The organism is Candidatus Nomurabacteria bacterium (assembly GCA_023898625.1).
GTDB lineage: Bacteria > Patescibacteriota > Saccharimonadia > Saccharimonadales > JAGQNJ01 > HK-STAS-PATE-36.
On sequence record CP060231.1, the window covers coordinates 828,708 to 845,305 of the forward strand.

Annotated in this window: 15 protein-coding genes and 1 tRNA gene; 13 read left to right on the forward strand and 3 right to left on the reverse strand. The window is 38.6% G+C overall.

Annotated features, from left to right (window positions below; translation table 11 throughout):
- The first annotated feature begins 32 nt into the window (after nt 1-32).
- Nucleotides 33-797, forward strand: a complete 765-nt coding sequence (locus H6793_04205; GenBank protein USN95496.1) for a class D sortase — start codon at nt 33-35, stop codon at nt 795-797.
- Between the two features lie 122 nt (nt 798-919).
- Here the strand turns inward: H6793_04205 and H6793_04210 are convergent, their stop codons facing one another.
- Nucleotides 920-3,685: a hypothetical protein gene (locus tag H6793_04210; protein USN95497.1), complete on the reverse strand. Its 2,766-nt coding sequence runs from the start codon at nt 3,683-3,685 to the stop codon at nt 920-922.
- Between the two features lie 1,810 nt (nt 3,686-5,495).
- Between H6793_04210 and H6793_04215 the strand changes: the two genes are divergently transcribed.
- The gene (locus H6793_04215) at nt 5,496-5,786 is read left to right on the forward strand and encodes a hypothetical protein (GenBank protein ID USN95498.1); all 291 of its coding nucleotides are present in this window, start codon (nt 5,496-5,498) and stop codon (nt 5,784-5,786) included.
- Nucleotides 5,787-6,600: 814 nt separating this feature from the next.
- Here H6793_04215 and H6793_04220 read toward each other — a convergent pair.
- Nucleotides 6,601-6,677, reverse strand: a tRNA-Trp gene (locus H6793_04220).
- A 118-nt stretch (nt 6,678-6,795) separates the two neighbouring features.
- Between H6793_04220 and H6793_04225 the strand changes: the two genes are divergently transcribed.
- The 11 genes from H6793_04225 (at nt 6,796) to H6793_04275 (ending at nt 15,660) form a co-directional block, all read left to right on the forward strand.
- Nucleotides 6,796-7,449, forward strand: a complete 654-nt coding sequence (locus H6793_04225) for an AAA family ATPase (GenBank protein USN95499.1) — start codon at nt 6,796-6,798, stop codon at nt 7,447-7,449.
- A gap of 3 nt (nt 7,450-7,452) precedes the next feature.
- Nucleotides 7,453-8,154, forward strand: a complete 702-nt coding sequence (locus tag H6793_04230; GenBank protein ID USN95500.1) for a M48 family metallopeptidase — start codon at nt 7,453-7,455, stop codon at nt 8,152-8,154.
- A gap of 21 nt (nt 8,155-8,175) precedes the next feature.
- Nucleotides 8,176-9,291: a hypothetical protein gene (locus H6793_04235; GenBank protein USN95501.1), complete on the forward strand. Its 1,116-nt coding sequence runs from the start codon at nt 8,176-8,178 to the stop codon at nt 9,289-9,291.
- A gap of 84 nt (nt 9,292-9,375) precedes the next feature.
- The gene (secE, locus tag H6793_04240; protein USN95502.1) at nt 9,376-9,747 is read left to right on the forward strand and encodes a preprotein translocase subunit SecE; all 372 of its coding nucleotides are present in this window, start codon (nt 9,376-9,378) and stop codon (nt 9,745-9,747) included.
- Nucleotides 9,744-10,286 carry a transcription termination/antitermination protein NusG gene (gene nusG, locus H6793_04245; protein ID USN95503.1) on the forward strand — a complete coding sequence of 181 codons (543 nt, stop codon included), beginning with the start codon at nt 9,744-9,746 and terminating at the stop codon, nt 10,284-10,286. The genes secE and nusG overlap by 4 nt, the downstream gene beginning before the upstream one ends.
- A 2-nt stretch (nt 10,287-10,288) precedes the next feature.
- Complete coding sequence (locus H6793_04250; protein ID USN95504.1) at nt 10,289-10,594, forward strand: hypothetical protein; 306 nt, start codon at nt 10,289-10,291, stop codon at nt 10,592-10,594.
- Nucleotides 10,595-10,668: 74 nt separating this feature from the next.
- A complete protein-coding gene (rplK, locus tag H6793_04255; protein USN95505.1) occupies nt 10,669-11,097 on the forward strand; it encodes a 50S ribosomal protein L11 in 429 nt (142 codons plus the stop codon).
- Entirely contained in the window at nt 11,097-11,531 is a 435-nt protein-coding gene (locus H6793_04260) for a hypothetical protein (protein USN95506.1), read from the forward strand. The genes rplK and H6793_04260 overlap by 1 nt, the downstream gene beginning before the upstream one ends.
- A gap of 52 nt (nt 11,532-11,583) precedes the next feature.
- Nucleotides 11,584-12,576 (forward strand): 50S ribosomal protein L1, encoded by a 993-nt coding sequence (gene rplA / locus H6793_04265; GenBank protein USN95507.1) that lies wholly within the window; start codon nt 11,584-11,586, stop codon nt 12,574-12,576.
- A gap of 68 nt (nt 12,577-12,644) precedes the next feature.
- On the forward strand, nt 12,645-13,349 hold the full coding sequence (locus H6793_04270; protein ID USN95508.1) for a deoxycytidine triphosphate deaminase: 705 nt from the start codon (nt 12,645-12,647) through the stop codon (nt 13,347-13,349).
- Complete coding sequence (locus H6793_04275; protein ID USN95509.1) at nt 13,342-15,660, forward strand: FAD-dependent thymidylate synthase; 2,319 nt, start codon at nt 13,342-13,344, stop codon at nt 15,658-15,660. The genes H6793_04270 and H6793_04275 overlap by 8 nt, the downstream gene beginning before the upstream one ends.
- 4 nt (nt 15,661-15,664) lie before the next feature.
- On the opposite strand, the gene H6793_04280 is transcribed toward H6793_04275, so the two are convergent.
- Entirely contained in the window at nt 15,665-16,030 is a 366-nt protein-coding gene (locus H6793_04280) for a hypothetical protein (protein ID USN95510.1), read from the reverse strand.
- Nucleotides 16,031-16,598: the final 568 nt, after the last annotated feature.

Here is a 16,598-nt window from a genome sequence, read left to right on the forward strand (position 1 = left end):
ATTTAGACTAAGATATAATAATCTGTGCTACCATGTCACTATTTACCAAACAATTAACGGACCAGCACGACAATATTAATAATGAAACAGATGCAACAGATATTAATTTATCATTAAGTCCATTAGATAATAGTAGTAAAGTCCAATACCAAGAACTACATTTAAAAACCACAAATAAGTTACGTATTGTCAATAATTGCCTATTGGCCGTTTTAATAGTTATTAATACCTATATCATCCTAGTGCCTTTGATGCCACAACTTATCTATTCTAATAATATTAATTCTGGCACGCAAAAACTGCTTGAGGAAACCATAAAGCAAAGGGTTGATAGCAATAAACCTACCAATAATGTTAGTAATGTAGCTACTTCCATAGCAAACAAGAGCACTCCTAATACCTTAACCGTACCTTCTATGTTGTTAGACGAGCCAATTATTGAAGGGCAAAACTCTATCAAAGCATTAAGACAAGGTGTTTGGCGATGGCCTGGTGGTAGCACACCAGATAAAGGCGGAAATACTGTTTTGGCAGGACATCGTTTTACATATAATAAACCTAAGGGTACTTTTTACTTTCTTAACAAGATAACCATAGGAGACACCATTGGTGTTACCTGGAGTGGCCATACATATATGTATAAAGTTATTGAGACCAAGACTGTTAAAACCTCGCAAACTGATGTTTTGCATCCAACGGAACAACCAAGATTAACATTATATACCTGCACACCACTTTGGAACCCTAAGGATAGGCTCGTGGTAATTGCTGAGCTTCAGAAGAAGGATACTAAGTGAACGAAAAACGCCTATTTATTGTGCTGTGCTTGCTGATATTGTTGAGTATCGGACTGATGCTATACATATCAGGCAATGCAAATAATGTCATAGTTTCATTGGGATAATAACAGATATTGTCTTTATTTATTATTACCTCTACGAACCCACACAAACACCCCAACTCCACAACTAATAAGTACAATTGCGGTTAACATGCTAGCAATAAGTACTTGCCCGGTGTTAGCAAATATAGTCGCTGGCTTATTCTTTACTTGATTAGTGCTTGACTGAGGTACAGGAGAGCTTGTTGTATTTTCTGTGGAATTAGGTGTGGTTGTAGTAGGATTTGTTGTTTCTGAATCCTGAACAGGGGGATTTACTATAGAAGCAGTAGTAAACCCGAAATCTAGTGTGTGATTATTAGCACCACTTGGTCCGGTATCAAATGTTACAACTGCTGGATTTGATGCAGATAGGGGGGTCTGCAAACTTAAAGTTACGGCATTTGAATCGTTCTGTGAGTTACCATCGTTAATCCTAGAATCTGCTGTTGTTAGGTAAAGTCCGTTCAGCCGGTCTTGTGTCATATAATCTGATTCATTTCTCAATTCTAATCTAAACCCTTGTGTATTAGTAGTTAATCCAGATACGCCGTATATATGGCTACTTGAACTGTTCATGGTATTACCATCTTCATCTTGAACTCGATTAGAAAAGATATAATTCCCATTGGAATCTGTTATAGCAGTTGCCAGTACATTATTAGCATTATCAAGTAAGCTTACGGTGACACCAGGGATAACTGGCTCGCCTGCATCTTGAATGCCATTGGAGTTTTTATCGTTCCAAACTAAGTTGCCCACCTCGATCGGAGCCATTTTACAAATAGCCTCAATATCACCAATACCATTGGCTTTACCGAAGTATGGTGTTCCAGCTACGGCATTCTGGTAATCACTCTGATATAAACGGTAAGCATTATTTTTTGTTCCATTATCGCTATTGTACCAACGTAGGCCTCCACTCCATATTCCATCCGGAATGCCTCTCAATGGGTTCATAGCTGAGCTTACAATAGAACTAAATCCTGGTACTTGCGCTAAGCCACCCTGAGCCCCCTCGTCATGAAATAACGGATTATCGTTATCATCTGCATAGAAGTCGAAATTGTAGAACTCAAAATCACCAGGTCCTTGAGGTAAACTATCAACAACTGCATGTACTCCACTACTTCCAGGACCTTTACCATCGCAGAGGCCGGCATTTTCTAAAGTAAATTTTCCATTTACTGAGCAAGCACGTAATAAGTCGCCTGTACTGGTGGCTATATATAGAGTATTGTCGGTATTGTTGGTATTAAAAGCTTGGTAGCCCATTTGATCACCGTATCGATCGCGTAACCCTATTGTCATACTACCATTTGATCCAAATGTAATATCAGTCAAAATTGGTTGCGGTGCGGTTAAGATCTTGACTCCATTTCCCATAGGGGGCTGACCATCATTGACTAACGGATCATCAAATGAATCTATCCAAGGAAGCCAGTTGGCTCGTTGCCAACAACCAGTGTTGTTGTTGCCATTTGAACAAGAGCGACCATAATTCAATGGAAATTCTAATGTCGGAGCTGTTGAAAATGTCATGGTTTGTGGAATAAAGCTGTATACGTATGCTCGTAGATCGGATTGATTTCTGCTAGTTTGTGCTGAGCAGGTCATGCCAACGTAACCTGTGCCTTGGTAAACAGTTACAGCAAAAGGCCTAACATCAGAAAGAGTGCAAGGCTGGTGCTGACCTGATGCGCTACCTTCAGGTAATGCGTCAGCGCCACTATTCGGTAGGTTAAGAGGCAAATTATACTCACTTACACTCTTTGTAGTATCTAAGTTGGATACTTTATATATTTTTCTGTTATTTAGATTTATAGTTAATAATGAATCATTAGATGTATTATCTGGATCCGAAAATAATGCCAGACCACCTAGTCCGCGCTTGTTAATTGTGCTGAACGAAAATTCATCACGAGCCCAACATAAGTTTGTATTCTGGCTTTGCTGTCCATCTCGTGAATCGCAGTTTGTATTGCTGATAGGATGTGGATCTGTGCCTGTGTCTGGTATTGTAGCCACATGAATTGGAGCAGTAGAGCCTGTTCCAGAATCGGGGACAGGAGAAGCATATATTGCACCGGAACCACCTGGACCAAAATCAGCATGTCTTTTCATAAACGCCCCACTATATAACGTTTGCGTTGACCGTCTGTATGCCAACCCCCATGTTGATCCTACCAGACCAACTTTACCAAGTTGCATGGGCGGGGTAGTAGTGCCAGAGATGTTGAATGGGAAACCCACCAGCGTATCATTATTAGTATTGCTGTCGGCAATATTTCCGAAGCTATAGCATGAAGTAACTAAATTTGGATTATTTTGGCAGAATTCGTCAGGTCGATTGATCCCTAGGTTTGCTACACCTCCTGAAGCAACGAACTGTGTTGTAGATTGATTATCTTCCCCTAATTGTGATGGATACGTACTTGCTGGAATATCAGAAAATTCAATACGAAACTGCGTGGAAGTACAGGTACCCATATTAAGAGCGTATTCGCCATTTGAGTTAGTTTTTTGCGCCCCACATAATTGCCCATCAGAATCAAAGCCTTTTACTGTAATATCTTTGGCACCTAAGTCTGTTGCAATAGAGTTATTGATTGTTTGGACATTATCTCGCTTACCATTACCGTTATAATCATAAAAAACAACTCCCGATACCGTTGCGCTATCAGCAAAAGTACTGAGCAAAACTATTACACCTATTACGCCAAAAAATAATGCAACCAAACATCCACGAACCATGTTTTGATGTTTTGAAGATATTTTTCCGTATCTAGTAGCTAACTTATCCATAGTCCCCCCATGATTTTCAATAAATACAGTATATCATCAATGATTGTGTTTTTATGTATGAAAAAACTTTACTAAAAGCATCACAAATAATGTTCTGGTCTAAGGGGCATCAAATCCGATATGGCAGCAGTTACAGTACGACTATAGAACTTTAATAGGGGTGGCACCTCGTAAAAGTGTTGTAAAAAACCATCGCTATAGATATTCGTCAAATGGTACTATACATATAGTGAATAATGTTCTAGAACTACGAGAGCTAAAACAGATTTTGAAACTTAGTTCCTGGTCGCAAGAACAGCTTGCAGCCGTTAGGTGTATCTTTTCCTGCGCTCAATGCTTGATTAACGGTCGTGCCCTAGGCCAAGGCACGAGACCGAATCAATTTACTTTACATTCAAATAGCAGGAGCAACTGAGGTATCTAAAGATGAAGCCTAACAAAGTCGACAACGGCTCTTGCTCAATCTTTAACCGCCCAACAAATTATCTCAGATAAAGATCTCCGAATACCTTACACTGCATTTGACATACCACACGAATACTATCGAGGGCAGTAATACCATGACGTTAGTTGATGTTAACGACGTACTATTCGACGGCAAGCAGTACTATCTTAATCGACGCATATTGAGCAGCTGAAGCAAAAAAATCAACTAATCTGTTTGTACTGGTTGCTTGATGTAAGCTTGCAGCCACGAGAGATTCATAATTGGTGAAGATTTACCGCTTAATCTACACCTTAGATTAATGAACGGATTGTAGGTGATGCAGGTCATCTTAGGAAGCACACTGTCAGGATCATGGGGGCAAATGTACCGCCTGCAAATTGGCAAGAAGGTTCCTACGCTTAGCAGAAAAGCATTAGGAAGATAATAGTAAAAGCAAAGAAAGTATCATCTCGAAAATAGCTCATTTTCATGCAAAGTTCGAACAAATTCATCCTTTAGTGATGGCAATGGTCGTACTGGACGTCTATTAATGCTGGCTCAAGCTCTTCAGTCTAACATCGCACCACCGCTCGTAGTAAAGGAACGCAAACATGCCTACTTTATAAATATCTCGAAGTAGCACAAACCAAAAACAACTATTTACCTTTGGAATTGTTCGTTTGCTGAACCGATAAAATTTTCAGGAGATCTATTACGAAAGAAGTGGAATCATATTTACTAATGATTTATTGGGCCAGGCCTCTATAAACTCAATGCTCTAACTGTCACTACATTTTCTTCAACAACCTCGACATCAGCAAAGAACATAATTGTATAAGCGGACCCTACTTCTTTCGGATTCATAATATTTCAACAGGATTTAACAAGTGTAGCTTTCTCATCGTACGTACGTCCACGTTCTCCATTAAAACTACCGTCTTCAATACAGTCTCTATGACGCCTTTTCCATCGTTCTGTAGGGATTGCACGTTTATCAAAAGCCATGGTCATTCAACAATTATAACAAACCAAACGGGAAATTTGCTAGTGTAAAACCACCCCAAATGCGACTTTTTCGTAACTTTCGCTAGTTCTGAGTGTAGCAGTTTCGGTTCTTTACCCAAAAAGTTGGCAGGGGTAAAGGAAGGGTTTTCTGAAGAACAACCAATCAGACTTTGATCCAGCAGAGTTAGATGATATCATGAAGATATATGCATAGCTGAGTCACTATGAAAGGGTCTTCGCTTTTTATGGTGATGATTATTGGCTTGCAACTAATCCCACAAAACGGCCAGGACTTAAGGCAGGTTGCGTTTGGATCTAGAATTTAGACAATAGTTATCCCACTTGTATGGCCTAGCGAATATTCAAAATCCATCATCAATGGCGAAGATTGCGATTTCTCGGTCTCAAATTTCATTGACTGTAGCAATTACAGAATTATATTTTTCTGAATCTAAGCTTTTCAAACATCCTAAACAACAGGGTGATTGCTGCTTCATGATTATTGGAGCAGCTAAGTTCAATGTCGCGCCATTAATCGTTCCGTTGCTGTTGCTAAATACTTGGAAAATATATACTCTGCCATATCCCAGCTTGATGTTTTCATTAAAACCAACTATAGGTAAAATTATGGAATTAGAATTTGAAATCCAAGCAGCCACAAACTTGTAATTGCCCACAGTTTTCCAAACTCCAGTCTCCTAGAGTCACTGGAAATAAAAGCGGTTTTGCTAACTCCTGAGCTTGGTGGTTTGAAGAATACACTTTATGCCTGCCTTTGTGTCTTTAAGAAGTACATCCGGAAATCTTAGATATCTATATAGCTTGGACGCTATCCATAAGTCGCCAACAGCCCTGTAAAGTTACTCTTGAAAACCTAATAGCGCAATTTGCTGATGCTCAGGAAATAATATAGCGAGCGAGATGAAGAAACAAGATAATACGAAGAAGGTAAATATGCAACGACTAGCATTGAGGGAATTGAGAGCATCTTGTTTGAAGTAGCGTACGCAATCGGCATTAAATCCGGCTATACTAATATCAAATTTTGGTTTAGCCTTTAGCTAACAAAAAATCCAACCATGCAGTAACTCGTGAATAATAATTGTATTTATGTATGTTATAGGTGGGTGACCCAACTGTTGACACTGATATTGTCGGTAACGTAATCCTGGTGATAGCTCCAATAAAGAATAAAATATCATCTGTAGAGTTAAAACGTATGACATTTGTTTATCTATTTTGATAGTGCTAATCTTTTTCATTTTAACTGTATTCATGAAATAAGTTTAGCATACTCAGATAAGCATTAGGATTCTTTGTAAATACAAAAATTTGGTAAAACTTGAACTTTACTAACTGAAAAATAATAGAAGAATGTGTTATTAGATATGAAATACACCTGACCCTATAACATATTGAAGGAAACGATACTTGTCTAAATTTTACAGATCAGTTCGATCAGGATAATAGCTTCTTGTAAGTTTGGCAGGGGTGGAGGGACTTGAACCCCCGACACCAGGTTTTGGAGACCTGTGCTCTGGCCAGCTGAGCTACACCCCTATGTCTATAAAAGAACAGAGGTAATTATACATTATGCGTTAAATTTTGTCATTATTTTATAATCTACATCCTGATGATACTTTTCAAAATATGGCATATCTGTTATACAATATAGTACATGGCAAAATTAGAGTTAACTAAGCCTACTTTATTTATGCTATATGGCTATCCTGGTTCAGGTAAGTCGTACTTAGCAAAAAATCTGAGAGACACTATTCAATCTGCGCATGTTCATGCAGACAAAATTCGATATCAGTTATTCGAGAATCCTAGATTTGATCGTGCCGAGAACGAAATTGTTGATCAGTTAATGGAGTACATGACTGAGGAGTTTTTAGATGCAGGAGTCTCTGTTATTTTTGATACAAATGCAATAAAAAAGTCCCAAAGACGCATTTTACGAGATATTGCTAGAAAAAAGAAGGCCGAAAGTATGCTTGTTTGGCTTCAAATAGATGCAGACAGCTCTTTTGCACGTGCATCACAGAGAGATAGACGTAAGACAGAGGACAAAGTTGCTCAACCGATAGATCGACCGATGTTTGATAGCATAAGTTCAAGGATGCAGAACCCAGGGCATGACGAGGATTACATAGTATTGAGTGGCAAACATTCGTTCCAAATGCAAAGGAGTGCCATAATCAAAAAACTATATGATCTAAAGTTGATTCGTACGGAAAACGTATCACCTAATGTAGCAAAGCCTGGCTTAGTGAATCTAGTTCCAAACTCCTATAATGGCGATAGTAGACGAAATATTGCAATTCGGTAATTGATGGCTAGTAAAACTATATACTTTGATGACATCGGTGATGTTACTTTTACTAAACGAAGAGATGCAAAGAATATTAAAGTTAGAATCGTTGGTTCTCATGTACGAGTGTCATTACCAACTTGGGTTCCGTACTCATCAGCGATATCTTACATTAAACAACGCACGGAATGGATAAATCAGAACAGGCGACAGGCAGTCATTCTAAGAAATGGCACTGTTTTTGGCAAAGATCTGCGTCTATTAGTGAAATTAACTGAATCCAGTAGAATTAGTTCAAAATTTATCGCTGGTATTTTAACTGTTAATGTTCCTATCGATAAAGATATTAGTTCGGATGATGTTCAGAAGAAGATTAAAGAACGAGTCATAAAGATTCTTCAAATGCAGGCAGAACAATTGCTAGTACCAAGAGTAAGACAGCTAGCTAAAACTGGTGAATACGATGTTAATCGAATTGAGGTGCGTAGACTTCGAAGTAGGTGGGGAAGTTGTACGAGCGAGAAAAATATGACATTTAATCTCTTCTTGATTCAACTACCTTGGCAGTTTATTGATTACGTCATCTACCATGAATTGTCACATACTGTTCACATGAATCACGGAAGTCAATTTTGGGCTTTAGTTGAAAGCCATGTTCCAAATTATAAATTGATTCGTAAACTAATGGCGAATTATTCACCAGATATAATTCTGCAAACATAACAATTATGCAATAATATATATGTGAACGACGAAGCAAAACAGTTGACACCAAAACGTGGCTCGCTAGAGCATGAACGATTAAGTAGCTTGATTAACAGCATGGCAGATGGCGTTATTGCCATTGATGATCAGATGAATGTAGCTATATATAATGGAGCGGCTCTAAATATCATCAATATAAATACTGCTATTACTAACAAGAGTATAAGCCAGGTTCTTAAACTACAAGATAAAAATGGTCAACCAATAAATCTAGTAGAACTTATAAACAGCCTAAAGACACAGTATTCAAATAGGGATTTGGTGCTTAGCTATCCAGATGGTAGCCAGATTAACGTATATCTTAGTATTGCGCCTGTTAGATTAGGCTACGGTATAAATGGAACAAAGGGGCATGTTGTCTTGATTCGTGACATTACTCATGAAAAATCACTAGAGGAAGAACAGGCAGAGTTTACAAGTGTCGCGAGTCATGAGCTAAGAACTCCGATTACAATAGCTGAAGGAAACATAAGCAACGCTTTAGTGCTTGCGGAAAAGTTTGGCAACAATCCATCAATATTAGATGCATTAAAGCAAGCCCATCAGCAGATAGTCTTTTTGAGTGACTTAATAAACGACTTATCAACCTTATCGAGAGCTGAACAAAACAAGCTTAAAGTTAATATCGAAAGTATAAATGTACATCAGTTTATATTAGATATCTCAAAGAATTATCAGCCTCAGATAGAAGCAAAAGGTCTAAAACTACATCTAGAATTAGCGCCGAATCTAGAACTACTTAATACAAGTAAACTTTATCTTGGTGAAGTATTGCAAAATTTTATTACTAACGCCATAAAGTACACAACTGAAGGCAGTGTTACGATTGGTGCTAAACCTCATGTTAAAGGGGTGCAGTTTTATATCAGAGATACAGGTATTGGCATTAGCAGGAATGATCAAACAAAAATATTCAATAAATTCTTTAGGTCTGAAGATTTCAGAACAAGACAAAGTAATGGCACTGGTTTAGGTTTATATATAACTTTAAAGCTAGCAAAGTTAATACATGCTGAGATTAATGTTCAGAGCGAATTAAATAAGGGCTCGTTATTTACAATATTAATTCCAAATTTAAGCATAGAGCATCATTGACAATGACATATGTAAGTAGTATTATTGACATGTTTGACCTACTATTAATAGTAGGTTTGTTAAATTTAGGAGGCTAAGCAGGCAGTGGCAAGAACTAGAAAGCTACCAAGTAAAAAAAGCAAGAAATCGCCAAGATTTAAAAAACCCACTGCGGTTGGAAATTTTTTTTCCAAAATATGGAGTGTCATCAAGAAGCTTTTTAGGCCTTTTCGATTTTTGCTGAAGCCATTTAAACTCCGACCAGTAAGATTTATTGGTAGAGTCTTGCGCAAAATTCTATTAATAGATTATTTTATAGCAAGTTGGCGTGAACTTAAGTTAGTTTCATGGCCTGGCAGAAAAGAAACATTTCAACTCACGATCGCTGTTTTTGTTTTCGCTATTGGATTTGGCGTTTTTATCGCAATTGTCGATTTTGGATTAAGTAAACTATTTCAAGAGGTATTATTAAAATGAGTAAGAGATATGACACAACAAAACATTGGTACGCAATTCATACTTATAGTGGTTATGAAGAAAAGGTTGCAGAGAGCATCAGGCAACGAGCTGACAGCCTGGATATGAAAGACAAAATTTTTCAGGTATTAGTGCCTAAAGAAAAAATGATTGAAGTCAAAAATGGCAAACGTAAGGTAGTAGAAAAGCGAATATTTCAAGGGTATGTTATAGTTCAGATGAAACTGACCGAAGATGCTTGGTATATTGTTAGGAATACTCCGGGGGTAACCGGGTTTGTAGGAACTGGCACAAATCCAAGTCCAGTTAGTGAAGCAGAAGTTGAAAAAATCCTAAAGCGAATGGGTCGTGCTGAACCAAAACACAAAATCGACTATCGTGAGGGAGAGGTTGTAAATATTATTGACGGACCATTTAAGGGATTTGATGGCACGATAAACGAAATTGATGCCCAAAAAGGCAAATTAAAAGTACTTGTTAATATGTTTGGTCGTGAAACACCAGTTGAACTAGATAGTTTACAAGTAAAAAGGGTATAGAAATGGAAAAACTACCGAATCCAGAAGAACATCTGATTTTTGAGTGGATGGACAACATGATAGACGACAATCTGGATATTGAGCGAAGAAATATTGGTGAATCTTACCATAAGTTTGGCCTTACCTACGTCTTAGCTGTGTTAGAAGGTGGAACCGCCAAATGGGATCACAGAGTGAGGCTTTACACACCTGCTGAGTCAATTTTTGCAGATCACGCCACTGGAAATCTGTCATTCAGTGAAGTTTCTGAGATTCTAAATACAATGGTTGATGGAACCTTTAGTGGTTACACTAGACAACAGAGGTGATCTTTGTTATAGTAAGCTACGTTACACATATTATTTAGCGCAACAAGCTTCGGTTGCAATCAATAAGGAATTATATGGCACAGAAAGTAGTAAAAGCAAACTTGAAACTCAAAATACCAGCAGGTAAAGCAAGTGCGGGCCCGCCAGTTGGCAGCACGCTTGGTCAATATGGAGTTAATATGATGGATTTCGTTACTCCATTCAATGAACAAACACGAGACATGAAAGGCACTGTTACAGCTCACATCACAGTTTATGACGATCGTTCTATGGATTTTAGAGTAGTTAGCCAGCCCACAGATGATTTAATCCGAAATGCACTTGGCATTCAAAAAGGATCGGGTAAGCCGAATAGCGAGAAAGTTTCCAAAAAACTGACTGATTCTCAGCTAACGCAAATTGCCGAAGAAAAAGCTAAAGATATGAATACAGATGACATTGAGGCAGTTAAGAAAATGGTTGCTGGTACGGCCAGAAGTATGGGTGTGGAGATTGAAGGTTAATGATGACTCTCTACGCAGGTCAGACAAAGAACTCTGTTACTCCACTCGAAACAGAAAAGGGGCTGACACTTTTTGATGAGGCTACACGAAAACAAGCCAATAACGCATTAGAGACAGGTGTTGTTTCTTTCGAACTAAAGTCAAAACTTGAATCTATGTATATTGATGGAAGTCATCAAGCAGGATATTTTCTTGGCACAATGATTATACAGGGAGTCATTGAGTACCCTATTGCAATAACAAAAAACAAAGTCTCACGTGGAAATGCTGGCCCTGGCATGGAAGGTCCAGAGTATGAGAGAATGGTTGAAAATATGAGGATGCGTATATTCACAGATATGAATGATAACGAAACCGACTCACCAGTATCTACACTAGATTATTTACGAGCTAGAGGTATAGATGACGTATATAGTGCAATTGAAGAGGAATAATTAATACAATTGTGGGAGAGTTAAACTCGCTTGTACCACGAAAGGAGTCACAATGACAAAGAAATCGGAACTATTAGAACAAGCTACTGAGCTTGGTTTAGATGCTACAGCAAAGAATACAATTGCCGAGATTGAACAAGCTTTAAGCAATGCTACCAACATAAATAATAACGACACACCAGATAAAGAAGAAAAATTAGCAAAATCTGGTAAACATAGCGCCAAAGGGATTAAGGAGTCTGAAGAAAAACAGGCAAAAATCGAAAAACAGCATCATCGTGATGAAGTAATGGATAGTGAAGAGCAAGCTTCTAACCCTAAGCCCAAAAAACCCGTAAAGCCAACACGCTCTAAATTAGAACGCCGTGGGAAAAAATACAAGAGTGTAGCCAAGTTAGTCAATAAAGACAATGAATACTCACTAGATGAAGCGCTTGAATTATCAATTAAAACTAATCCTAGTAAGTTTAACGCAAGTGTTGAGCTACACGTAAAATTAGGCGTTGACCCACGACAAGCTGACCAAAACATACGCGGAACAGTCAGCTTGCCTTCTGGTACTGGTAAAAATGTTAAAGTGGCAGTATTTGCGGATGTTGAGGATGTAAAGAAAGCCAAAGAGGCTGGAGCTGATATTGCTGGAAGTGATGAATTCTTGCAAATGCTCGACAAAGAAGACATCCAGTTTGATGTACTAATTTCAACTCCTCAAATGATGGCAAAGCTAGGTAAATATGCCCGTCTACTAGGACCAAAAGGATTGATGCCAAACCCCAAGAGTGGGACAGTTACCAAAGACATTGCTGTTGCTGTCAAGGAGGCAAAGGCTGGAAAAGTAGAGTATCGTGTTGATTCCACCGGAATTATTCATTTGAGTATCGGTAAGACTGATTTTAGTATTGATGATCTACAAAAAAACGCAAATGCTGTTTTTGGTGCCATAAAATCTGCCAAACCATCTTCATTAAAAGGAAGTTATGTGCAAAGTATATATATTGCGACTACAATGGGGCCATCAATTAAAGTCAGTCCTAGCGTAATATAGACTCTACTTTCTCGACGCTATAAAAAGAACAACAGACTAAGAATCGAGCTGTTGCTATAATCTCCCTTATGGGAGTTTATAGCAACAAGCAGATCAACGATGCAATTAAGTCTAATCACATTGTCTACCATCCATACAATGCCAAGCATATTGCTGGTAGTAGCGTTGATGTAACTTTAGGTAATTGGTATTACAGAACAGAGAAGCCAAGCCAAGGTGGGTTTTATAATCCTTTTGATAAGAAATCGGTTGATAGCTATTTTAGCGGTCCATTTAAAGCTGAAATTCATCAAGAATGGGCCGATAAACACGGAAAGAAACTGTTTACTAATATACCTGCTGATCATCCTATAATAGTATTGCGTCCACAAGAACGTATTTTGGCGCACACACATGAGTTTGTCGGTATCAGAGCACCTGGGACTAGTACAATGCAGGCCCGAAGTACATGGGGTAGAAATGGTGTTGCTGTTTGTCTTGACGCTGGCTGGGGTGATCCGGGGTACATTAATCGTTGGACAATGGAAGTTTATAATATGAACCAACATGAAAGTGTAATTCTGCCGGTAGGTGAACGGATTGCACAAATTGTGTTTTATGAAACAGGCCCTGTTGATAACGAATACAAAAAAATTAGTGGTAAATATCAATCAAGTACCAGTGATGATCTTGATTCAATAATTGCAATGTGGACACCAGAACAAATGTTGCCACGAGGATATAAAGATTCACGAATCATTCCGGAGGCCATTAAAGGTATAAAATATGAATAATGAGCCTACGCCTTATGAAAGTGGTGGGCAAAAGGGTTTATTCATAGTAATTGAAGGAACTGATGGTTCTGGAAAAAGCACGCAATATAAAAAGCTACGAAAACATCTTGCTGATAGTGGATATGAAGTTGTCGATATGCATTTTCCTAGATATAAAGAAGATTCTAGCTACTTTGTCAGACAATATCTTGCAGGAAAGTACGGGTCATCTGATGACGTCGGCCCATTCACTGGTTCACTTTTTTATGCCTTAGATCGCTATCAGGCATCAAATGAGATTCGCAATGCATTATCAGAAGGTAAGATCGTACTATGCGATAGGTTTGTCGGTTCAAACATGGCGCACCAAGGAACAAAGTTTAGCAATGCTGAAGAGCGTCGTGGATACTTTATTTGGCTTGACAATATCGAGTTTATAACACTTGGCATTCCACGCCCTGACCTAAACTTTGTACTCAATACTCCCCTGGATATAATTGTTCGAAGGTTAAATGCAAAAAAACAATCAAGTGAAGCAATTCAAAAGGATATTCATGAGACAAACGAGAACCATATTTCTAAGTCAATTGAAGTATATAAAGATTTGTGCAACTTGTTTCCAAAAGATTTCCAAAGAATTGATTCATCTCGAGGTAACGAAGAGCTAACAGTCGATGAAATACATAATCTAATATGGGAGAAAGTTACACCAATGCTTCAGCCAATCAAAAAAGACTTTGACGATACAGATAAAGTTTTAGAAAAGACAGACCTAGGTATAATTATTACAGATGCAGGGAAGAGATTACTGAGTGAATCAATAACAAACACAGATGGAAACGTGTATGCATTTAATGAAAACATTAGTCCAGTGACAGTGGCTGCCGCAATGGCAAGACTTAGCAGAAGAGGTGATGATATGCGCGTAACACTTCTGGACGAGTTTATTAACAAAGCCGACAAAGACAAAGGACTGCTTAAACGCGTCATAACAGCGTATGGCGATGACTCGGTTCAACAACTAGTTGGTCAACACGTTGTTGTCGAGAACGCTTCTAACCTCTTAACTAAAAAACTAGAATGGGGAAGGCTAGCCTCTTATCTTGAACAATCTACTAGATATATATATTTTGACCAGAAAGACCAAAACGGAAACTATCGATACCATATTCCAGAGTATTTTGATGATAAAACAAAATCACAATACATAAGTTCCTTGGACAGTATTTTTGATTTGTACTCTACGATAGTTCATAGATTAACTGATTATGTTCGCGAAAAATCAAGCATACCACCAGAATCTAGAGACATTGCCTGGAAAGGAGCAACCAGAGCGCAGGCGTGTGACGCTGCTAGACCACTATTACCGGTAGCAACAACATCTACGGTTGGAATATTTGCATCTGGTCAAGCGCTAGAAAGTCTAATAATGCATCTACTTAGCGATGAACTACCAGAAGCTAGAAATGTTGGTCAACAAATTCTTGAAGAATCAAGAAAAGTAATCCCTACATTCTTAGAGCGTGCAGATAAACCGGATCGTGGAGGAGCAACTATTGCTTATATGTCCAATACTAAGCGATCAGTCAAAACACTAGTAAGCAGTCTATTGCAAGATTCATACAGCAATGATCACAGATCTGTGACTCTTAGTAATTATTGGCCAAAGAATGAGCTAGATGTTATTCCACAGATGATATATGAGCATAGCAACTTATCTCTTCACGAAATTAAACATCAAATTAATAACCTAGATTATAATCAACGTTGCGACATCTTTAACGCATACATCGGCGAGCGATTAAATCGGCGACACAGGCCAGGGCGGGCGCTTGAAATTCCTCACTATAGCTGGGATATTGTGTGTGACTATGGGATTTTTCGTGATCTTCAAAGACATAGAATTGTAGATGATTTACAGTGGCAATCCCTAACACCACGATTTGGATACGATATACCTGAATTAATTGAATCTGCTGGCCTGGTCGATTTATTCGAAAAATGTTTTTCAATTAGTCTGGAACTATTTAGCTTACTTCAAGCCAATAACTATGCCACTGAAGCACAGTACGCAACATTACTAGGTCATAAGATGCGTTGGAAGGTCACCTATAATGCTCGTGAGGCTTTTCATCTGCATGAACTACGAACCAGTCCACAAGGGCATCCTGGGTATCGCAAGTTAGTGAAAGAAATGCATGATAAGCTATGTGAAGTACACCCTATGTTGGGACAGGCTATGAAGTTCATTAATCAAGATGAGGATCCAGAGCTAACTCGATTAGCATCTGAGCGTTACACTCAATTTAAATTGCAACAAATTGACAAGTAAGTTTTTACGACTCGTCAACAGAAGTTGTATGAATCTCTAAATGCGTGTCAGAGATGTTAAAAGTTAGATCACTAAAACAATTTTTTACACCGGTCATCTCTGAAAACTTTGTAGCGGTGGAGTTTATGGTGTTAATGATATTTGCTATACGTTGGGCATTTGCCTGTGAGTCACCAGGAATCAGCTCGATGATTATACCTGATTTTCTGGAGATTAAATCTGCTAGACCATGAGCCGTAAACAGCTCATTTATGCCTGAAGATTCGGTATCCGATACCGTCAGACTATCAACAGGAGAAATGTCTTCAATATGACAATACATGGCGTAATGATGTTCGTATTTTTCTTGTGGTGAGCTATTATCGTGCATATATTTGAATTTATGGAGGAAGATTTGGGATATTAATCGATGATTTGAGGCTTAGGTGGGGTCTATTTGTGAAGTTCAAAAAAACTTCTAGACGCAAATGAGCTTGCTTCACAAGGCCTTCTTGTGAACCCACCTGTACCGCGAGCCTATCTTCAACCTTGAACAGGCTACCTGCAAATGCCTCGCAGATTCTGTTCCTGCCTTTGCAGACGAAGCTCCCAAATCCTCTTCAGGTCTGGAGAATCCTCTGCCTTCTGCGACTGGAGCAACCGCCTGGTGCGCTTGATTGCCTCTTCAAGCAACTTTGCACTCGCCATACGGCGTGCGCTGGCCTCATCGACATCCATCAGGATATCAACCACTTTCTTCCCCCATTGTTAATCACCCTACTCAGGTGGCTAATGACATGATTGTCACTAGACTTGCTTGGAAGCAATGCTTCCATGAACATCTTGCTACAAAACGCTCATCGAAACACTGCATTATAAAAGCCGAACTTTTGGTTGGAGTTCGGCTTGTAATTTCTGATCTTGAAGCTACTCCAACACACTATTCATAAATAATCACA

Bases quoted from the DNA above. Each gene is read 5' to 3' on its own strand.
- H6793_04215 (USN95498.1), top strand. From the start codon at position 5,496: ATGGCGAAGATTGCGATTTCTCGGTCTCAAATTTCATTGACTGTAGCA.
- H6793_04225 (USN95499.1), top strand. From the start codon at position 6,796: ATGGCAAAATTAGAGTTAACTAAGCCTACTTTATTTATGCTATATGGC.
- H6793_04270 (USN95508.1), top strand. From the start codon at position 12,645: ATGGGAGTTTATAGCAACAAGCAGATCAACGATGCAATTAAGTCTAAT.
- H6793_04260 (USN95506.1), top strand. From the start codon at position 11,097: ATGATGACTCTCTACGCAGGTCAGACAAAGAACTCTGTTACTCCACTC.
- H6793_04230 (USN95500.1), top strand. From the start codon at position 7,453: ATGGCTAGTAAAACTATATACTTTGATGACATCGGTGATGTTACTTTT.
- H6793_04275 (USN95509.1), top strand. From the start codon at position 13,342: ATGAATAATGAGCCTACGCCTTATGAAAGTGGTGGGCAAAAGGGTTTA.
- H6793_04280 (USN95510.1), bottom strand. From the start codon at position 16,030: ATGCACGATAATAGCTCACCACAAGAAAAATACGAACATCATTACGCC.
- H6793_04205 (USN95496.1), top strand. From the start codon at position 33: ATGTCACTATTTACCAAACAATTAACGGACCAGCACGACAATATTAAT.
- nusG (USN95503.1), top strand. From the start codon at position 9,744: ATGAGTAAGAGATATGACACAACAAAACATTGGTACGCAATTCATACT.
- H6793_04210 (USN95497.1), bottom strand. From the start codon at position 3,685: ATGGATAAGTTAGCTACTAGATACGGAAAAATATCTTCAAAACATCAA.
- rplK (USN95505.1), top strand. From the start codon at position 10,669: ATGGCACAGAAAGTAGTAAAAGCAAACTTGAAACTCAAAATACCAGCA.
- H6793_04250 (USN95504.1), top strand. From the start codon at position 10,289: ATGGAAAAACTACCGAATCCAGAAGAACATCTGATTTTTGAGTGGATG.
- rplA (USN95507.1), top strand. From the start codon at position 11,584: ATGACAAAGAAATCGGAACTATTAGAACAAGCTACTGAGCTTGGTTTA.